The sequence below is a fragment of the Novosphingobium sp. BL-S-34 genome (assembly GCF_056857015.1).
On record NZ_CM166472.1, the window covers coordinates 112,041 to 130,726 of the forward strand.

Consider the following 18,686-nt stretch of genomic DNA (forward strand, 5'->3'; position numbering starts at 1 on the left):
GGACATCGCGACCGGCCGCCTTCTCACTTGCGCCATGCGGAAATACGCGGCGCCGTCTGGACTGCGCCGCCACGGGCGATATGCACGGTGGGATGACATCCCCAGGCGACCGCAAAACCCGCTCCAACCCGCGTGACATCACCAGCCTCGTCGATGCCGCCCGCAGCGTGGCGGCGGCGCGCGGGATCTCGGGCATGAGCCTGCGCACCGTTGCCGAGGAAGCCGAGACTTCCGTCGGTTCGATCAGCTATCGCATCGGCGATCGTGCCGCGCTGATCGCGGCCGTGCTTGACCGGGAGATCGAACTCATGGCCCGCGCGCGGCGGGAATGGGGCGCGCGCGTGGCGGGGCACGATGTGCTCGGCTCGGGGCTACTGGCCGATCTCGTCTGCGAATGGCTGGACGAGGGCGCGCATGGCCGCCGCACTTCCGCGATCGTCACTTGCGAACTGGCCCTGTTGGCGGCTCGGGAGCCGAGCGCCCTGCCGGCCATCGCCTTGCTGTTCGAAGAGGCCGAGGGGCTCTGGCGCGACATTCTGCCGTCCACGCCGGAGGGCGAGCGGGTGGCGCGCTTCATCGCCTGCTATTGCCTGGATGAGCAGGTCTTCTCGATCGTCCTGTCCGACGAGACCGATTACCGGCTGCTGCGCCATTCCACGGTGCGCGGCATGTTGCGCGGCGGGCAGGGCAGCGGCGACCCGGCCGGGTCGCGGTGGCACATGGCCCTCGTCGAGCGGCTGGCCGTGCCCGCTGCCGCCGCGCTCGACGAGAGCGCGCTGCCGCAGCAGGGAACCAAGAGCACCATCGCCGAGCATATCGCGGACCTGATCGTGGGGCAGGGCGTGGGCGTGCTTTCCCACCGTGCGGTGGCGCAAGTCGCGGGCGTGGCGACGTCAAGCGTGGCCCACCATTTCCCCACCCATCGCGACATTCTCTTCGCGGGGGTGGAGGCGGTCTACTTGCGGCTGCGCGGCCAGATCCGGGACACCGGTGCCAGGCTGGGCAGCGGCGACATCATCCGCCTGACGCACGAGTGCGCGCTTGCGGCGCTGACCGATCCGGGTTTTCGGCCCTTCGCCATCGATATGCGCCGTCGCCGCGCCGAAAACGTCCATGCCCAATATGCCGGGTGGCTGGGTGTTCCCGTGGATTCGGACCGTGCGCGGGTCCAGGCGCTGGTCGTGGCCTCGATCGGCAACGGCCTGCGCAGCCTGGCCACGGAAGCGGATTGGTTGCCGGGGCCGGATATGGTCCGGCTTCTCACGGAAGGCAGTACAGGTGTTTTGATATGACGTAAAATATCGAAAAAAAGACAATACGGCTGTCCTGAAAGAGTCATGATGCCGTTCTAGAGGCGCGTCCTGAGACCCACGGTCAACAGGACGGAGCCCCCATGTCTGCTTTCCCGCGCAAGCGTACCATCCACCTTCTCTCGACGATTCTCGCCGGCGCGCTGGCGCCGTGCTGGTCCCTGGCCGCGCATGCCGAAGAGGCGAGCCCGAACGCGGACGATGCCCTTCCCGAAATCACCGTGACGGCCGAGCGCCGCGCCGAAAGCAGCCAGAAAGTGCCGCTGGCGATCCAGTCGATCGACGGCGAGGCCTTGGCCAAGACCGGCTACACGTCGGTCACCGATCTTCAGTACACGATGCCCGGCGTGCAGTATGACCCGACCCAGGGCGCGGCCTTCCAGATCCGCGGCGTGGGCAGCACCTCGTTCGACTTCTCGAACGCCAAGTCGGTCAGCGTGGTCGTCGACGACGTGGTGATGGACGGGCAGCGCGCCAACGGCCTGACCGGCCTGGTGGACATCGCCCGCGTCGATGTGCTGATGGGCCCGCAGGGCACGCTGTTCGGCAAGAACGCCACTTCGGGCGTGATCGCGGTGACGACCACCAAGCCGCAGATCGGGGAATGGTCGCTGCGCGGCAGCGCCAGCTTCGGCGAGCATGACGAACGCATCCTCAACAGCACGGTCAACGTCCCGCTCGGCCCGATCGCGGCGCTGCGCGTCTCGGGCTTCGACCAGGCCTTCGACGGCTTCGGCCGCAACGTGACGCTGAACCGCAAGGTCGGCTCGCAGCACGAATATGGCGGCCGCGCGCGCCTTTACCTGGAGCCTTCGGACAGCTTCAACCTGACGGTCTCCGGCGACTATGCCTATCACTGGGACAGCAGCGTGCGTACTCCGGTCTCGGGCCAGCCGGCCGAAGTCACGGCGATCCTCAACGAACTGGGCGTTTACCCCGGCCCCCGGAGCGCGGACACGGCGGACTCCTCGTTCGGTGAGATCACCACGGAGGAATGGGGCGCTTCGCTGCGCGCCAATGCCAAGATCGGCGATCACGACCTGACCTCGATCACGGCCTACCGCGTCACCGGCTACGACAATTCGACCCCGGCCAGCCTGACGCCTTACGACCGCTACGCCTATATCCCCTTCAACCTGGGCCAGCTCGATACCGACAAGTTCAGCCAGGAAATCCACCTCGCCTCGCCGACCGGCGGCTTCGTGGAATATCTCGTCGGCGCCTTCTACAACCGCCTTCATGCCCGCCAGACCCAGCTCCAGTGGTCGACCGGCGGCCAGCCGCTCTACAATGCCGCCGGCACGCCGCTGCCGACGCTAATCGCGCTGACCGGCGCCATTGGCGAGGACGGCAATGCCTCGCTGTTCGATGCCGTGAACGAGACCATGGCGGCCTTCGGCCAGCTGAAGTTCAACTTCACGCCGCGCCTCAGCCTGGCGCTGGGCGCCCGCTACACGCATGACAACAATTCGCAGAGCCTGGACTACGTCACCATCAACCCGGTATCGGTCGCGGGCTATACGCCCAACTTCGTGGCCTCCAGCGCCGCGCCGGCTTTCGACTTCGGCCGCGTGAAGGGTGACAACTTCTCGTTCCGCATCGCGCCGCAGTACCAGCTTGCCGACAATGTCATGGTCTATGCCAGCTATTCCACCGGCTACAAGCCGGCCGGCATCGCCTTCGTCGGCAACAAGTACGCGCCTTATGCGGACGAGACGGTCAAGGCCTGGGAAGCGGGTATCAAGTCCGAATGGTTCGGCCGCCGGCTGCGCTTCAACCTCGATGCCTTCCGGTCCGATTTCAAGGACTTCCAGGCGACGATCCTGACGCAGATCCCGGACGGTTCGGGGGGGCTGATCAACGCCACGGTGATCGGCAATGCCGGTGGCCTGCGCACCCAGGGCATCGAAGGCAGCCTGGTCGTGCAACCGATGCGCGGCCTGCAGCTTTCCGGCGCGGTGACGTATACCGACGCCAAGTTCACCGACTACGTCTACAACGCGACGACCAACTACACCGGCACGCGCCTGACCAACTCGCCCGAATGGTCGGGCACCGCTTCGATCGACTACGACCACGAATTCGGCTCGGGCATGGGACTGCGCGCTCACGCGGACTATGCCTATCGCAGCGAGTACTGGACCGTCGTCGGCCAGCCAGCCTATTCGAACGTGCCGGGATATGGCCTCGTCAATGGCCGGGTCAGCGTCACCTTGCCGAACAGCCGCGTGGAAGTGGGCGTCTATGCCCGCAACCTCTTCGACAAGTACTTCTCCACTGGCTGGCAGCAGTACGGCGTGCTGGGCCTGCTCCACTACACCTCGCCCAATGCCCGGCGCACGGTGGGCGGCTTCGTCAACTTCGAATTCTGACGCCAACCCGGCAAGCAGACCTGTCCCGCCGCCACCGACATGGCGGCGGGAATTCCTTGCACCTTCCATCACGGACCATGCCATGACCACACGGCGAATGCTTCTTGTCGGTGCGCCGACGACTCTCCTGGCCGCACCATCCGCATTGGCGCAGGCGCTCGATCCCGGCAGGGCACGGGGGGCGGATCTCGGCTCCCTCGAACAGCTGATGGCGCAGACCCTGCAGGGCGAACTGGGCGACGAGGCCACCGCGCGCCAGCTCGCATCGCATATTGCCGACGCCGGATTTCGCTGGGAATATCCGAGCTTTCCCGTGCGCGAGGCAGAGAGTGTCGTCGCGTACAGCTTCGGCTACCGCTCGGCCACGGGCAAGGTCGATCCCAGGACCGGCCTTTCGGACGGCGAGGAAACGCCCGAGGCGGGTCCGATCAACGCCATGCTGGCCGATGCCGTTCATGCCATCAGGCAAGTGCGGGACGTGCCTGTCTACGCGCAGTGGGAAATCGCGCAGATCCTGGCCGAGAAGTACCGGATGAAGGATGTCTTCGCGATCTTTCCGGTGAAGGGCGCGGATGGGCGCAAGACCTACCTCAGCACGGACGGAGTGGCCCAAGCCGCCGTCGCCCGGGCGGGTACGGCGCAGGCTCTGGGCAAAGTGGCCGTCGTGGGCCACCGCGACCATGTGAAGCGCTGCATCCTGGTGTCGCGCAAGCACGGCATGACCGCCGCCGCCGCGCGCGAAGTGCCGCTGCCCGTGCACTACGATCCCCGCTCCGCGCAGCCCTGGACGCGCGGCCGCGAAGTCTATCTGCTGAGCGACGTGATCGCCCAGCTGACGATGGCGCAGGCCCGGCTCATCACCGAAGCCTCGGCCTGAACTCCCGCTACCGAACGCACCCGATGACCGGCAGCATTTTCGCTGCTCCGGTCGTCGGTCGTTGGTCGCTCGAAAAACCACGCCTATCCAAGGACATGTGCGCCATGTCTGAAAGCCGACGGCAGAGGAGGCCGCTCGGGCTCGAAGTTGTCGCAGGCAGCGCCGCAACAGATTCGCAGGCCCGGACGAACAGCTAAGGCCGCTCCGTCGCAGCGCTGCGGCAAATTTGCCCGTGAACTCAGACGATTGCTTTGTGTATTGACGGCGAGGGATCACCACTGCGCCGGGTTCTATATTGCGCGCCTTCAACAAGACATGATGCCCCGAGCGACCCTGTAGACAACGGTTCGTCGCACGGCGCGCCCGAATTACCTGCACAACCACCCGGCATGCCGGGGGTGTTCATGCGCCCGCAAGGTTAATCTGAACACCCAGAAGATCCATAGCGTTCAGGTGAGGCTCCGTGCCGCATATCATACGAAGCTAAAGGGACGGGCTTCGACAGCCGAGGGCGCATTTTGGCCCCGCCGGCAGTCGGACGAAAAGCTGCTGTACGCAGGCCCGATTGGTCGAGTTTGAAGGAGTAGCGCGATGTCTATCATGTCCAAAAGCCCCAAAGTTCTCTTGCTGCTCGCCACGCTGACCGGCGCTGCCTCGGTCAGCCTGTCTGTCCAGGCGCAGGAACAGGAACCGCCTGCGGCCGACGTTTCGGCAACCGTTTACGGCGATCGCCCGGTTGACGCGGGCGAAATGACCGAAGGCCCCGAAGTAAAGGGCATCATTTCCGCGCGCAGCGGCGCCCGCATGCAGGTGACCAGCGCGGATGGCGCCAATTCGGTCATCACCATCAACGATGCCACCAAGATCAAGGCCAGCGGCGGCTTCCTCGGCATGGCGAGCAACAAGCTGCCCGCCACCCAGCTGCTCAACGGCCTGCCGGTGACGGTGAAGACGATGCAGTCGGGCGCGGGTCTGGTCGCCAGCCAGATCAATCTTCAGAACAAGGATCTGAAGACCGCCTCGATGATCCATAACGGCACCGACCAGCGCTTTGCCGAGCAGACGGCTGCCACCGAAGCCCTGCGCGGCCGCATGGGCGATATCGACCAGTACAACGTCAAGAGCACGACCAACGTGAACTTCGACACCGGCAAGGCCGTCCTGTCGCCCCAGGCACAGCAGGAGCTTTGCGCGGCCGCCAGCTCGGCCGAGGGCATGGATAACGCGCTGCTGCTGGTCGTCGGCTACACCGACTCCACGGGCAGCCCCGATTTCAACCAGGCTCTCAGCGAGAAGCGCGCGGGCAAGGTCGTCAACTACCTGCAGCAGGCTTGCGGCTGGAAGCCCTATCGCATGCTGACGCCGACCGGCATGTCCGAAGCCGATCCCCTGGCGGACAACAACACTGCCGAAGGCAAGGCCCAGAACCGCCGCGTTGCGGTGAACATCCTGGTCAGCAAGGGCCTCGACGGCCTGTAAGGAAAACGGGGCGGGCATGGCCCGCCCCGCTGTCCAGGTTCGGCGAACGGCATGTTCGACTCTCAAGTCGCAGCCACTCGCCAGATCCTGCAAGCCCCGTGCTTCCGATCATGCGGAAGCACGGGTTTTTTGCGCTCAGGCTATCAGAAACGATAGCCCAGGGTCGCCATGACGTTGCGCGGCGCGCCCACGAAGCAGTCGCCACGCGCCAGGCAGGAGGCGAAGTACTTGTTGTTGAGCAGGTTCGTCGCGTTGAGTGCGAGGCGCCAGCTATCCCAGTTGATCTCCGCCAGGGCGTCGACGGTGGTGCGCGAAGGCGTGACGACCGAATAGAGCGAACCGGCAGGAATGACGCTGGGGTTCAGGCCGTAAGGGTCCATCAGTCCGGTCGAAATGCTCTTGCCGCTGTAGACCACGCCGGCGCCGAGGCGCAGCTGGGCGTCGTCGGTGACGCCGAAGGTCTTGGTCGACCATACCGATGCCGTGTGGCGGGGCATATAGTCGAGGCTGCTGTTCACTTCGGATTTGAGCTGGTTGTAACCGTAGTTCACCAGCAGTTCGAAGTTGCCCGGCAGGGTATGGCTGGCTTCGAATTCCACGCCCTTCGTGGTCAGTTCGCCGGACTGGTCGATGGCCGAGCCGGGGCCATAGATGACGCGGTTGCGCTGCTTGATGTGGAAGGCCGTGATCGTCACGAGCGTGCTCGGCTCCGGCTGCCATTTCACGCCCGCTTCGAACTGCTTGCCGGTCTGGGGCTTGAAGGGCGCGCCGGGCGTGCCCGTGCTGTCGGCCAGCGTGCCGGCCAGCGGCAGGAAGCTTTCCGTATAGCTGAAGAAGGGTGAGAAGCCGGCGCCGATCTCGCCAATGATCCCGGCGCGGAATGTCGTGGCGTTGTCCTCGGTTCCTGCGGACGACGTCACGTGGTCGCGGCGGGCGCCCACCACGACGGAGACGCGGTCGTAGAAGCGGATCTGATCCTGAACGTAGACGCCAAGCTGCTTCTGGCTGACATTGGCGAAGGGCCCGGTGGGCTCGTAGGTCAGCAAGGCATCGTAGTCGATGTCGTAGAGATCAACCACTTCGTTGCCGCTGGCATTGCGCTTGCCGACCTTGTTCCAGCTGTAGTCGAGGCCGACCAGCAGCTTGTGTTCGATGTTGGCGCCGGTGTTGAAGGTGAACTGCAGGTTGTTGTCGGTCGAGAAGACGTTCATCCGCGCGTCGCTGGCATCGGCGGTCAGGCCGATGGTGCGGCCATCGGTGCCATAGACCGAGTACGGATCGAGCGGATAGGAATAGCTGTCGGCGTAGTGCGTCTTGTATTCGAGGTCGCTGTCGATGTAGCGGGCCTTGACGCTGAGGCGGACAGCGTCGGAAAACTTGTGCGTGATCGCGCCGCCGCCCTGCAGCGTGCGACCAGCGTAGCGATCCCAGCCCGCCTTGCCCACAAAAGTATATCGACCCAGGCGGCCGGTGGGGTTCGCCGGGTTGGGGCTGAACGTGCCGACGATGGGCAGGAACTGCGAAGTCGATCCGGTATCGTCCTCCTGGTAGAGGCCGGTCAGCACGATGTCGGTGTCGGGGGTGGGCTGCCAGCGGATCGACGGGGCGAACATCACGCGGTCGTCGGGGACGTGATCGACGTAAGTATCGGCATCGCGCACGCGGCCGACAGCGCGGATCGCCAGGTTGTCCGCCAGGGCCAGGTTGACGTCGCCCATGGCTTCCTTGCGGTCGAAGCTGCCGTAGACGAGGTTCACTTCACCGCCGGTCTTGAACTCCGGGGTCTTGGAGACCAGGTTCACGAGGCCGCCGATCGAGCCCTGGCCGAACAGCACCGATGCCGGGCCGCGCACGATTTCCACGCGGGAGAAGTTGTAGGGATCGGCCGTGATGCTGGCGTAATAGCTGAAGATGTCGCGCATGCCGTCGCGGAACTGCAGCGCATCGATGCCGCGGATGTTGAAGCCGTCCACGCGGGTATCGCGGCCGTAGGGATTGGCCAGGACGCCGGCGGCATATTTCACCGTGTCGCTGATCGAGATGGCGCCCTGCGAGGTGAACGTATCGGAGGTGATGACGGTGAGCGGCTGCGGGACCTGGATCAGCGGCGTTTCCGTCTTGGTACCGGTAACGCCGGCCGTGACGACGATGCTGCCATCTTCCACGCCGGTTTCGCCAGCAACGCTCGGGGCCTGATCCTCTGCACGGGCAGTGGCGGCGGTCGATACGGCAAGGAGCGCAACGCCACAAAGGGCGAGCGAGCGGGCGGATTTCATAGACTTTCCCTCATGCAAGTCATTCTCAATAACTGCGCCGTTAACGCTAATAGGAATGACTATCAATGCGCGAGGATCATTCGCCGGAAACTGTGTCCTGGGTGCAACAGTGGAGGGAAGGCCGCCTTTTTCCTTTCCTTCTCTCCGCAAGCCTCGCCGCTATTTTCCTTGGCGTCGGCATTGGGCTAGGCTCCCCGGCATGACCGAGACACTGACCGCCGATTCTGCCTCTCACTCCGGCCCTGACTCCGGCCCCGATACTGGCGCCGCCCCGAAGGCCGCGCGCCACTGGGAGTGGCAATACCTCGATCTCATGCGCCGCATCTGGGAGGAGGGCGACGAGCGCGTGGATCGCACCGGCGTCGGCACGCGCTCGGTTTTCGGCGCGACCGTGCGGTTCGACTTGTCCGGCGGGGCGATGCCGCTGCTCACCACCAAGCGGGTCTACTGGAAGACGGCCACCCGCGAACTGCTCTGGTTCCTGACCGGAGAGACCAATATCCGCCCTCTCTGCGCACAAGGCGTCGAAATCTGGACCGACTGGCCCCTGGACCGCTATCGCCGCGAAACCGGCGAGGCGATCGCGCGCGCCGATTTCTCGCGCCGCATCGTCGAGGATGCGGCCTTTGCCGCGGAATGGGGCGATCTCGGCCCGGTCTATGGCAAGCAATGGGTCGACTGGCCGGTCTACGAGGATGCGGGCGAGGGCCTGTTCCGCAAGCGTGCGGACGGCGTGAACCAGGTGGCGCAAGTGGTGGAAAGCCTGAAGGCCAATCCCGGCAGCCGCCGCCACATCATCGAAGGCTGGAACGTCGCCGAACTCGATGCCATGGCCCTGCCGCCTTGCCACAAGACCTACCAGTTCCACGTCGCCAATGGCCGGCTCTCCTGCGCGCTCTACCAGCGAAGCTGCGACCTGGGCCTGGGCTTCGCCTTCAACATGTGGTCCCTGGCGCTCCTGACGCGGATGTTCGCACAGCAATGCAACCTTGAGCCGGGCGAGGCCGTTTGGATGGGCGGCGATGTCCATCTCTACCTCAATCACGCGGCGCTGGTCGAAGAGCAGCTTTCGCGGGTCCCGCAAGGAGAGGCCCATCTGGATATCGCCCGCAAGCCCGATTCGATCTTCGATTACCGCATCGAGGATTTCGTGGTCTCGGGCTACGCGCCGCAGGCCCATATCGCCGCTCCCGTGGCGGTTTGAGGCTGGTTTCGATGCCTCTCACTATGGATTGACATTGCTGGAGGTTGAAATAATATGACCTGACCGTGGAATTTTGAAACGCGCCAGGTTCGTCCCTTTTTCCTTGCGCAGTTCAGGTTTTCGCGGCCCGTAACATCGGGAGAGGATAACCAGAATGGCCGAAGGCCCGGTTCGCACAGGCAAGCCACGCGGCAATTTGCCGCCACTCGATCTCTATGTCCCCGAGCCGAAGTATCGGCCCGGCGATACGGTAGATTATACGCACCTGGAAATCCCCGAACCGGGCCTTCTGGCCCGGCCGGACGAGGCCTGCGAGGCGCAGGATACCTGGCCCCTGACGCTGGACATGATCCGCGTGCTGGGCGACGACGACCGCGCGGTCGGTCCGTGGAATCCCGGTCTCGATGCCGAGACATTGCGCCGCATGCTCGCGACGATGGCGCTTACCCGCGCCTTCGACGATCGCATGTATCGCGGCCAGCGGCAGGGCAAGACCAGCTTCTACATGAAGTGCACTGGAGAGGAGGCGATCTCGATCGCCTGCGCCCATGCGCTTGCGGCGGATGACATGGTGTTTCCCAGCTATCGCCAGCAGGGCATCCTCATCGCCCGCGGCTATCCGCTGGTGGAGATGATCAACCAGATCTACTCCAACCGCGCCGATCCCCTGAAAGGCCGCCAGTTGCCGATCATGTATTCGGCCAAGGACTACGGCTTCTTCACGATCTCCGGCAATCTCGCCACGCAGTTCCCGCAGGCGGTGGGCTGGGCCATGGCCAGCGCGATCAAGGGCGACACCCGCATCGCCACCAGCTTCGTGGGCGAAGGCTCCAGCGCGGAAGGCGACTTCCACGCGGCGATGACCTTCGCGGCGGTCTACAACGCGCCGGTCGTGCTCAACGTGGTCAACAACCAGTGGGCGATCTCCAGCTTCTCCGGCTTCGCCGGCGCGGAGCGCACGACCTTCGCGGCACGGGCGGCGGGCTATGGCATCGCCGGGCTGCGCGTGGACGGCAACGACATCCTGGCGGTCTACGCGGCGATGGAATGGGCTGCCAACAGGGCCCGCGCGAACAAGGGCCCGACGCTGATCGAGCACTTCACGTACCGCGCGGAAGGCCACTCCACTTCGGACGATCCCAGCGCCTACCGCTCCGCGCGCGAGGCGGAGGACTGGCCGCTGGGCGATCCGATCATGCGCCTCAAGCGCCATCTGATCGCGCTGGGCGAATGGTCTGAGGATCAGCACCAGGCGATGGACCGCGAATTGGCCGAGCAGGTCAAGGCGGCCACCAAGGAGGCCGAGAAGAACGGCATCCTCGGCCACGGTCTGCACCATCCGTTCCACACCATGTTCGAAGACGTGTTCGAGGATTTGCCATGGCATCTCCAGGAACAGGCCGAGCAGGCCATTCGCGAGCGACAGATCAAATGGCCGGAGTGGAAGGAGTGAGGACCATGATCGAGGAAAACCCCGTCAGCCTCCACGACGCGCCGAGCCGTTCGATGAACATGATCGAGGCGATCAACGACGCGCTCGACATCATGATGGCGCGCGATCCCGATGTCGTCGTCATGGGCGAGGATGTCGGCTACTTCGGCGGCGTGTTCCGCGCGACGGCAGGGCTGCAGAAGAAGTTTGGCAGGAACCGCGTGTTCGATACGCCGATCAACGAATGCGGCATCATCGGCGCTGCCGTGGGCATGGCCGCCTATGGCCTGCGCCCGGTGCCGGAAATCCAGTTCGCGGACTATATCTATCCGGGCCTGGACCAGCTCGTCTCCGAAGCGGCGCGCCTGCGCTATCGCTCCGCCGGCGAATTCGTCGCGCCGATCACCGTGCGCTCTCCGTTCGGCGGCGGCATCTTCGGCGGCCAGACCCACAGCCAGAGCCCGGAGGCGCTGTTCACGCATGTCGCCGGTCTCAAGACGGTGATCCCGGCAACCCCCCATGACGCCAAGGGCCTGCTGATCGCGGCGATCGAGGACAACGACCCGGTCATCTTCTTCGAGCCGAAGCGGATCTACAACGGCCCGTTCGACGGCTATTACGACCGCCCTTCGCGGCCGTGGAAGGGTCTGCCGGGAAGCCAGGTGCCGGAGGGCTACTACCGCATTCCGCTCGGCAAGGCGCGCGTGGTTCGTGAGGGCGCGGCGCTGACCGTCGTGACTTATGGCACCATGGTCCATGTGGCCGAGGCAGTCCTGGCCGAGAAGGGCATCGATGCCGAGATCATCGACTTGCGCAGCCTTGTCCCGCTCGACATCGACACTGTGGAAAAGTCGGTGGAGAAGACGGGCAAATGTCTGGTGATACACGAGGCCACCCGCACGTCCGGCTTCGGCGCGGAACTGGTGACGCTCGTGCAGGAACGCTGCTTCTATCATCTCGAGGCGCCGGTGGAGCGCGTGACGGGTTTCGACACGCCTTATCCGCATAGCCTCGAGTGGGCCTATTTCCCCGGTCCCGTCCGCATTGGCGAGGCGGTCGATCGGCTCATGAAGGATTGATCCGATGGGTCGTTTCACATTCCGCCTGCCGGACATCGGCGAGGGCATCGCAGAAGCCGAGATCGTCGCCTGGCACGTCAAGGTCGGCGACACGGTCGAGGAAGACGGCCGTCTGGCCGACATGATGACTGACAAGGCCACGGTCGAGATGGAAAGCCCGGTTTCGGGTACCGTGATCGAAGTGGCGGGCGAGGCGGGCGACGTGATCGCCATCGGCTCGCCGCTGGTGGTGATCGAGGTCGAAGGCGCCGGCAACGAGGTCGACCGTGCGCCTGCGCCGAAGGCTGCTGTGGTCGAGCAGCGGATCGCGGCGGAAACGCCCGATGCCGATGATGTCGCGCGCGTCGAGCAGGCGGCGGCACCGGCTCCCGAGCCGAAGCGCGAACCGGCTCCGGCGCCCGCTCCGGAACCTGCTCCTTCTGCCGCTGGTGCCAAGGCCCCGCAGCCGCGCCCGGCCGCTCATTCGAAAGTCATGGCCAGCCCGGCGGTCCGCAAGCGGGCGGCCGATCTCGGCATCGACCTTGGCGAAGTGCGCCCCGCCGAAGACGGCCGCCTGCGTCATGCGGATCTCGACGCCTTCCTGTCCTATAACGCCGCGGGCGGTTTCCAGCCGGCCGGGCGAAAGGGTCAGGACGAACAGGTCCGCGTGATCGGGTTGCGCCGCCGCATCGCCGAGAACATGGCGGCGTCCAAGCGCCAGATCCCGCATTTCGCCTATGTCGAGGAATTCGACGTGACGGCGCTGGAGGAAACGCGCGCACAGCTCAATGCGGGGAGGGGAGCCAATGTGGACGGTCGCCCCAAGCTGACGATGCTGCCGTTCCTCATCGCCGCGATCTGCAAGCTGCTGCCGAAGTATCCGATGCTCAACGCCCATTACGATGACGAGGCGGGCGTGGTGACGCGCTATGGCTCCGTGCATCTCGGCATGGCGGCGCAGACTCCCGCGGGCCTGATGGTCCCGGTGATCCGCGACGCGCAGGATCGCAACCTCTGGCAACTCGCCGCCGAGATCGGCCGTCTCGCCAATGCGGCGCGAGACGGGTCTGCGAAGTCTTCCGAGCTTTCGGGATCGACCATCACCGTTACCTCGCTCGGGCCGATGGGCGGCGTGGCGACCACGCCGGTCATCAATCGCCCCGAAGTGGCGATCATCGGTCCGAACCGCATCGTCGAGCGGCCGATGTTCGTGAAGGGCGCGGACGGCGCGGAGCGCATCGAAAAGCGCAAGATCATGAATATCTCGATGTCCTGCGATCACCGCGTGGTAGACGGGTGGGATGCAGCCAGCTTCGCGCAGAACCTCAAGAAGCTGATCGAGGCGCCGGCGCTTATTCTGGCGGGTTAGGCTGAGGGGCTGGAGCAGCGCATATGGGCAGGGATCCGCGTGTCGATGACTATATCGCCCGGTCTGCTGAGCCGCTGCGCCCCTTGCTCGAACAGCTGCGCGACATGGCGCACAGCGCGCTCCCTGAGGCCGAGGAGGCCATCAAGTGGAGCGTCCCCCACTTTACCGTGCGGGGCAAGAACGTCGCCGGGATGAGCGCGTTCAAGGCGCATTGCGCTTTCGGTATCCACGGCGATGCCATGTCGCGCCGTTTCATCCGTGTGGCATCCGAGGCGGACATGCCCCGCGAAGCCGAATTGTCGGCACTGCTGCACGAAGCGGCGGATCGTATTCTTGGCGGCCGTCCTCCTGCCAGGGCGCGAGCCGAACGAAAGCCGCGTCCGGAAATCCCCATGCCCGCAGAATTCGCCGCCTTGCTCGCGGCGGTGCCGCAGGCGCAGGCGGCGTTCGAACGATTCGCGCCCTCGCACAGGCGCGACTATCTCGAATGGATCACCGAGGCGAAGACGGCGGCAACGCGGGACAAGCGCATGGCCCAGGCGGCCGAATGGATCGCCGAAGGCAAGACGCGCAACTGGAAGTACGAGAAGCCGCGCAAGGGCGCGTGAGGCCTCAGGGCGGGGGGTGCATCGGCGGGCGTGCCTCTCCAGGCGGCGGTGCCATATCAAGTCCGACAGAGTTGATGGGCCCGATTGCCGATGTGCGTGGCTCAAGGATGCAGAATCGCCCCTCGACCAACTCGGCCTTCCGCTCCTGTCGTGCCTGATCCGGCGTTACCGGAAAGTTTTTTCCTGCCATTTTGTTCGCGCGAAGGCACCGGACTTTGCCTTCGGGCCATGAAACCGGCCTAAACCTCACGAAAATCCGCGGGCTGTCGAAACTGTCCACAGGCTAGTCGCGGCGTCGTCGCAAAAATCTTCCCTGGCCTGGAATAGTGCGTTGACAGGCACCCGGTGCTGACATAGAGGGCGGCCTCCCAAGCGGACGCAACCGCAAGAACGCGGGTGTAGCTCAGTTGGTTAGAGTGCCGGCCTGTCACGCCGGAGGTCGCGGGTTCGAGCCCCGTCACTCGCGCCACTTGGGAATTTCCTGCCTGTGACAGGCAGGGGAAATGCTGGTAAACCAGCGACTTGAGGTAGTCTAAAAACCTCACATACATTGCTGCGCGGGTGTAGCTCAGTTGGTTAGAGTGCCGGCCTGTCACGCCGGAGGTCGCGGGTTCGAGCCCCGTCACTCGCGCCATTTCCTTCCCGGGAAGTGGTAAAGCAATGATACGAAACAGGCCGGGTTAACACCCGGCCTTTTCTTTTGCCTGCTCCGTTTCAGGGCCGTGCGCGGGGCAAGAAAAAAGCGCCGGGGAATCATCCCCAGCGCCCGGTCTCCATCCAGATCAGAAACCGCTTCAGCGGCAATATCCATACGATGCCGAGGGCTAGGTAGACCGGCGTCTGCAGCAGCACATGCCAGTTGCCGATCACCGGCGGCAGGTAGCGCGCCAGCAGCAGGCCGTAGACGCAGAGCGCCGCAAACAGCGCGAGCACCCCGATGGGGATTCGCCAGGTCGGGGTTTCGCGCAAGTCAGATCTCTCCCTCGTAGATTCTGGTCGGCGTCACGATCGCGTCGAGAATGCGGTCGTGCGGCTCCAGGGGGAGAGTTTCGGCCAACTGGCAGTCCCAGGCAAGGCCGATCGCGGGAACGTCGGGATTGGCTTCGAGCCAGCGGTCGTAATGGCCGCCGCCCTGGCCGAGGCGATGCCCCTGGGCCGTGAAAGCGAGCAGCGGCACCACGACGATGGCCGGGACCACCGGCCGTGCGTCGGGCAGGGGCTGAAGAGCGCCCCAGGGGCCGATCGTCAGCTGTTCCTCGTCGAAGGGATTGGCCCACTCCCGAAACTCCATCGCGCTTTCGCGCTCCGAGAACCAGGGCAGGGCGATGCGCCGGTCGTGTTCGGACAGCCATCGCGCCCAGCCGAAAGCCGGAGCTTCGTCACGCACGGGGGCGTAGAGGCCGATCGTCAGCCCCTCGGGCATCATTTCCGCGACAGGCGCGGGCGGGCGATTGAGGACGAGCGCCCGCATGCCCTGCGGCAGCGAGGCGACATGCTCCGTACGCGCGGCGCGATGCGCCTTGCGCAAGGCGCTTTTCTCGATCGTGGGGGAGAGAGGAGGCGACGAATCCACCGTGAGTCCCATTCTAGAATATCAGGCCAGAAAGTTCGGAACCGCGACAATACCACCGAAGCGCCTTCGCGGCATGTCGGAATTCGGGCATCTCGCGTGCCGAAAGGATAAGGCCGAAAGCGGGCCTTCGGGGCCTGTGCGGAGTGGGTGACGGGTCCACCTTGGGTCGTTGCCTAGAAATCCTCTGACGCCTCGACGTCAGGTGGGGACCATGTGCGTCGGACCACGGTCCGGGCAGGGACAGACCCCATTGGATTGCTTATAGCCTCAGGGATGTTCGAACGGCTCGTGCCGGGCAGATCCCGTCATCCCCTAGTTAGGCGTTCGGAGCGCTCTGCTCAAGGAGGTCCGCAAGTTTTTCGACATGATCGGCGATCCGCGCCAGTTCCTCGACCAGCACCTCGGGAATTTCCGGTACCGGCGCGGGCGGCGGGGTGGCGACCGGCGCCGCCGCGGGTTGCTGGGCGCGCTGGCGCAGCTCGTGCAGTTCGTCGGCCAGCATCAGCGAGGCGAAGAGCAGCATACGCGGCTCGGTCTGTCCCACTGCGCCGGCCTGGGCCAGCTTTTCGTCGATCATCTCGGCCAGGCGGGTGAGGTGAGCCTCTTCGCCGTCCGCGCAGGCGAGCATGAATTCGCGTCCGCCGATCATCAGGGAGATGTTTGCCATTGGCTCAGGGCTTCTGCTGCGGGGGGAGATGCTGGGGCTGGCGGTGCTGCGCCAGCAGCGCGTCGATCTCGCCCAGCGTGTCCTCGACCGTGCCGCGCAGGCGGCCGTGGCGGTCCTGCAAGTCGCGGCTATGCGATACCGCGCTTTCCAGCCGTGCGAGTGCGGCCCGGATCCTGTCGATTGCCTGCTCTGTAGCGGCCTCGTTCGTCACCTTTTCCATTGCCGCCTGCGCTACCGTGAAAACGCCAAAAGGCAATCAATTGCCCCGCCTTGTTCACAGTGCATTCGATCAGACGAGACGAATGTGCCACCATATGATTGGCGCATCCCTGTACAAGTCCTCATGTAGGCGGCAGGCCAATCCTCCTTAGGTGAACTTGACGGGAGACGGCCTCGCCCTAAAGGGGGTCGGCAAGTTCGAATCGTCCCATTCTTTCCGTTTCCGGAGCCTTCACGATGACCCTTGCTGCTGACCGTCTCGCGCCGATGGCCAATGCCATCCGGGCGCTGTCGATGGACGCGGTCCAGGCGGCCAACAGCGGCCACCCTGGTATGCCCATGGGCATGGCCGACGTCGCGACCGTCCTGTTCTCGAAGTTCCTCAAGTTCGACCCCGCACAGCCCAAGTGGGCCGACCGCGACCGCTTCGTGCTGTCGGCCGGCCATGGCTCGATGCTGGTCTACTCGCTGCTCCACCTGACCGGCTATGCCAGCCCGACGATGGACGACATCCGGAACTTCCGCCAGCTCGGCTCGGTCTGCGCCGGTCATCCGGAAAACTTCCTGATCGAAGGCGTGGAATGCACCACCGGCCCGCTCGGCCAGGGTCTGGCCATGGCCGTGGGCATGGCGATGGCGGAACGTCATCTCAATGCCACGTTCGGCGACGATCTTGTGGACCACAAGACCTGGGTCATCGCGGGTGACGGCTGCCTCATGGAAGGCATCAACCACGAGGCCATCGGCCTCGCCGGAAATCTCAAGCTGGGCCGCCTCAAGGTGCTGTGGGACGATAACCACATCACCATCGACGGCGATACCGCGCTCTCCACCAGCGAAGACATCCCCGCGCGCTTCCGCGCCGCCGGCTGGGAAACGCTGGACTGCGACGGCCACGACTTCGCGGACATCGAACGCGCGCTGGCCGCTGCCGCCGCTTCGGACAAGCCCACGCTCGTCGCCTGCCGCACGGTGATCGGCAAAGGCGCGCCCAACAAGCAGGGCGGTCATGACGTTCACGGCGCCGCTCTGGGCGATGCCGAAGTCGCCGCGGCCCGCGAATACCTTGGCTGGACCTCGGCTCCCTTCGAGATCCCGGCAGAGATCCTGGCCGACTGGCGCGCCACGGGCGAAGCCGGCGCGGCTGCCCATGTGGAATGGTTCGGCCGCCTGGCCGCTTCCGACAAGGGCGAGGAATTCAGCCGCCGCATGGCCGGCGAACTGCCGGAAGCCGATGCGATCCGCGCCAAGCTGGCCGAATGGCTGGAAGGCGAATCCACCGTCGCCACCCGCAAGGCGTCGGAAAACTGGCTGAACGTGCTGGCCCCGGCCATCCCCGAGATGATCGGCGGCTCGGCCGACCTCACCGGCTCGAACAACACCAAGGCCAAGTGCCAGGATCCGTTCAATCCCGAGAACTACGGCGGCCGCTACGTCTATTACGGCATCCGTGAATTCGGCATGGCCGCGGCCATGAACGGCATGGCCCTGCACGGCGGCGTGATCCCCTACGGCGGCACGTTCCTGATCTTCTCGGACTACTGCCGCAATGCGATCCGCCTCTCGGCGCTGCAGCAGACCCGCGTGATCTACGTGCTGACGCACGATTCGATCGGTCTCGGCGAAGACGGTCCGACTCACCAGCCGGTCGAGCATGTCATGTCCATGCGCCTGATTCCGAACCTCTACGTGTTCCGCCCGGCCGACGTGATCGAGACGGCGGAGTGCTGGAACATCGCGCTCGAATCCGAGGAAACGCCTTCGGTCCTGGCCCTTACCCGCCAGAACCTGCCGCAGCTTCGCAGCAGCGGCGACATGCTCTCGGCCCGCGGCGCCTACACGCTCCGCCATGCCGGCGCCGACCGCAAGGTGATCCTGATCGCCACCGGTTCGGAAGTCGAACTGGCCGTGAAGGTGAAGGACGCACTGGAATCGCAGGGCATCGGCGCCGATGTCGTCTCGATGCCGTGCATGGAACTCTTCGCCGCGCAGGACGAAGCCTACCAGCACGAGATCCTTCCCCATGATGCGTCGATCCTGAAGGTCTCGATCGAGGCCGGAACGACCATGGGCTGGGAACGCTATACCGCACAGAGCCGCAACGGCGGCCTGAACATCGGTCTCGACCGCTTCGGCGCCTCGGCCCCGGCCAAGGACCTGTTCGCGCGCTTCGGCTTCACCGTCGAGGCGATCGTTCCGAAGATTCTCAACAAGCTCAGCGTTTAAAGAGGAGATTATTGCA

At 65.1% G+C, this 18,686-nt stretch carries 15 protein-coding genes and 2 tRNA genes; 12 read left to right on the top strand and 5 right to left on the bottom strand.

Annotation, left to right across the window (positions count from 1 at the left end):
• Positions 1–92 precede the first annotated feature (92 nt).
• The 4 genes from AC1VV3_RS00495 to AC1VV3_RS00510 all read left to right on the top strand — a co-directional run bounded on the left by AC1VV3_RS00495 (position 93) and on the right by AC1VV3_RS00510 (position 6,038).
• Positions 93–1,292, top strand: a complete 1,200-nt coding sequence (locus tag AC1VV3_RS00495; protein WP_431568426.1) for a TetR family transcriptional regulator — start codon at positions 93–95, stop codon at positions 1,290–1,292.
• A gap of 101 nt (positions 1,293–1,393) precedes the next feature.
• Positions 1,394–3,682 (top strand): TonB-dependent receptor, encoded by a 2,289-nt coding sequence (locus AC1VV3_RS00500; RefSeq protein WP_431568427.1) that lies wholly within the window; start codon positions 1,394–1,396, stop codon positions 3,680–3,682.
• 97 nt (positions 3,683–3,779) lie between these two features.
• The gene (locus AC1VV3_RS00505; protein ID WP_431568428.1) at positions 3,780–4,559 is read left to right on the top strand and encodes a hypothetical protein; all 780 of its coding nucleotides are present in this window, start codon (positions 3,780–3,782) and stop codon (positions 4,557–4,559) included.
• Positions 4,560–5,150: 591 nt separating this feature from the next.
• Positions 5,151–6,038, top strand: a complete 888-nt coding sequence (locus AC1VV3_RS00510) for an OmpA family protein (protein ID WP_431568429.1) — start codon at positions 5,151–5,153, stop codon at positions 6,036–6,038.
• A gap of 143 nt (positions 6,039–6,181) precedes the next feature.
• Here the strand turns inward: AC1VV3_RS00510 and AC1VV3_RS00515 are convergent, their stop codons facing one another.
• Complete coding sequence (locus AC1VV3_RS00515; RefSeq protein ID WP_132262132.1) at positions 6,182–8,314, bottom strand: TonB-dependent siderophore receptor; 2,133 nt, start codon at positions 8,312–8,314, stop codon at positions 6,182–6,184.
• Between the two features lie 313 nt (positions 8,315–8,627).
• On the opposite strand from AC1VV3_RS00515, the gene thyA reads away from it, so the two are divergent.
• The 7 genes from thyA (at position 8,628) to AC1VV3_RS00550 (ending at position 14,619) form a co-directional block, all read left to right on the top strand.
• Entirely contained in the window at positions 8,628–9,518 is an 891-nt protein-coding gene (gene thyA / locus AC1VV3_RS00520) for a thymidylate synthase (RefSeq protein WP_465128241.1), read from the top strand.
• A gap of 154 nt (positions 9,519–9,672) precedes the next feature.
• Complete coding sequence (locus AC1VV3_RS00525; protein WP_314463425.1) at positions 9,673–10,971, top strand: thiamine pyrophosphate-dependent enzyme; 1,299 nt, start codon at positions 9,673–9,675, stop codon at positions 10,969–10,971.
• Between the two features lie 5 nt (positions 10,972–10,976).
• A complete protein-coding gene (locus tag AC1VV3_RS00530; protein WP_134094932.1) occupies positions 10,977–12,029 on the top strand; it encodes an alpha-ketoacid dehydrogenase subunit beta in 1,053 nt (350 codons plus the stop codon).
• A gap of 4 nt (positions 12,030–12,033) precedes the next feature.
• Positions 12,034–13,377 (top strand): dihydrolipoamide acetyltransferase family protein, encoded by a 1,344-nt coding sequence (locus AC1VV3_RS00535; protein WP_482961930.1) that lies wholly within the window; start codon positions 12,034–12,036, stop codon positions 13,375–13,377.
• 23 nt (positions 13,378–13,400) lie between these two features.
• The gene (locus AC1VV3_RS00540) at positions 13,401–13,985 is read left to right on the top strand and encodes a YdeI/OmpD-associated family protein (RefSeq protein WP_431568432.1); all 585 of its coding nucleotides are present in this window, start codon (positions 13,401–13,403) and stop codon (positions 13,983–13,985) included.
• Between the two features lie 392 nt (positions 13,986–14,377).
• A tRNA-Asp gene (locus tag AC1VV3_RS00545) sits at positions 14,378–14,454 on the top strand.
• Positions 14,455–14,542: 88 nt separating this feature from the next.
• Positions 14,543–14,619, top strand: a tRNA-Asp gene (locus AC1VV3_RS00550).
• 119 nt (positions 14,620–14,738) lie between these two features.
• Here the strand turns inward: AC1VV3_RS00550 and AC1VV3_RS00555 are convergent.
• The 4 genes from AC1VV3_RS00555 to AC1VV3_RS00570 form a co-directional block, all read right to left on the bottom strand.
• On the bottom strand, positions 14,739–14,954 hold the full coding sequence (locus AC1VV3_RS00555) for a DUF2842 domain-containing protein (RefSeq protein WP_132262141.1): 216 nt from the start codon (positions 14,952–14,954) through the stop codon (positions 14,739–14,741).
• A 1-nt stretch (position 14,955) separates the two neighbouring features.
• A complete protein-coding gene (locus AC1VV3_RS00560; protein ID WP_465128060.1) occupies positions 14,956–15,558 on the bottom strand; it encodes a 5-formyltetrahydrofolate cyclo-ligase in 603 nt (200 codons plus the stop codon).
• A gap of 316 nt (positions 15,559–15,874) precedes the next feature.
• Positions 15,875–16,225, bottom strand: coding sequence for a cell division protein ZapA (locus tag AC1VV3_RS00565; RefSeq protein WP_431568434.1), 351 nt, complete (start codon positions 16,223–16,225; stop codon positions 15,875–15,877).
• Positions 16,226–16,229: 4 nt separating this feature from the next.
• Entirely contained in the window at positions 16,230–16,445 is a 216-nt protein-coding gene (locus AC1VV3_RS00570) for a hypothetical protein (RefSeq protein ID WP_132262146.1), read from the bottom strand.
• A 236-nt stretch (positions 16,446–16,681) separates the two neighbouring features.
• Between AC1VV3_RS00570 and tkt the strand changes: the two genes are divergently transcribed.
• Entirely contained in the window at positions 16,682–18,670 is a 1,989-nt protein-coding gene (gene tkt, locus AC1VV3_RS00575) for a transketolase (RefSeq protein WP_132262148.1), read from the top strand.
• Positions 18,671–18,686 lie beyond the last annotated feature (16 nt).

Excerpts from the sequence above, each read along its gene's own strand:
- AC1VV3_RS00495 (WP_431568426.1), top strand. The coding sequence starts at position 93 with ATGACATCCCCAGGCGACCGCAAAACCCGCTCCAACCCGCGTGACATC.
- AC1VV3_RS00500 (WP_431568427.1), top strand. The coding sequence starts at position 1,394 with ATGTCTGCTTTCCCGCGCAAGCGTACCATCCACCTTCTCTCGACGATT.
- AC1VV3_RS00505 (WP_431568428.1), top strand. The coding sequence starts at position 3,780 with ATGCTTCTTGTCGGTGCGCCGACGACTCTCCTGGCCGCACCATCCGCA.
- AC1VV3_RS00510 (WP_431568429.1), top strand. The coding sequence starts at position 5,151 with ATGTCTATCATGTCCAAAAGCCCCAAAGTTCTCTTGCTGCTCGCCACG.
- AC1VV3_RS00515 (WP_132262132.1), bottom strand. The coding sequence starts at position 8,314 with ATGAAATCCGCCCGCTCGCTCGCCCTTTGTGGCGTTGCGCTCCTTGCC.
- thyA (WP_465128241.1), top strand. The coding sequence starts at position 8,628 with ATGCGCCGCATCTGGGAGGAGGGCGACGAGCGCGTGGATCGCACCGGC.
- AC1VV3_RS00525 (WP_314463425.1), top strand. The coding sequence starts at position 9,673 with ATGGCCGAAGGCCCGGTTCGCACAGGCAAGCCACGCGGCAATTTGCCG.
- AC1VV3_RS00530 (WP_134094932.1), top strand. The coding sequence starts at position 10,977 with ATGATCGAGGAAAACCCCGTCAGCCTCCACGACGCGCCGAGCCGTTCG.
- AC1VV3_RS00535 (WP_482961930.1), top strand. The coding sequence starts at position 12,034 with ATGGGTCGTTTCACATTCCGCCTGCCGGACATCGGCGAGGGCATCGCA.
- AC1VV3_RS00540 (WP_431568432.1), top strand. The coding sequence starts at position 13,401 with ATGGGCAGGGATCCGCGTGTCGATGACTATATCGCCCGGTCTGCTGAG.
- AC1VV3_RS00565 (WP_431568434.1), bottom strand. The coding sequence starts at position 16,225 with ATGGCAAACATCTCCCTGATGATCGGCGGACGCGAATTCATGCTCGCC.
- AC1VV3_RS00570 (WP_132262146.1), bottom strand. The coding sequence starts at position 16,445 with ATGGAAAAGGTGACGAACGAGGCCGCTACAGAGCAGGCAATCGACAGG.
- tkt (WP_132262148.1), top strand. The coding sequence starts at position 16,682 with ATGACCCTTGCTGCTGACCGTCTCGCGCCGATGGCCAATGCCATCCGG.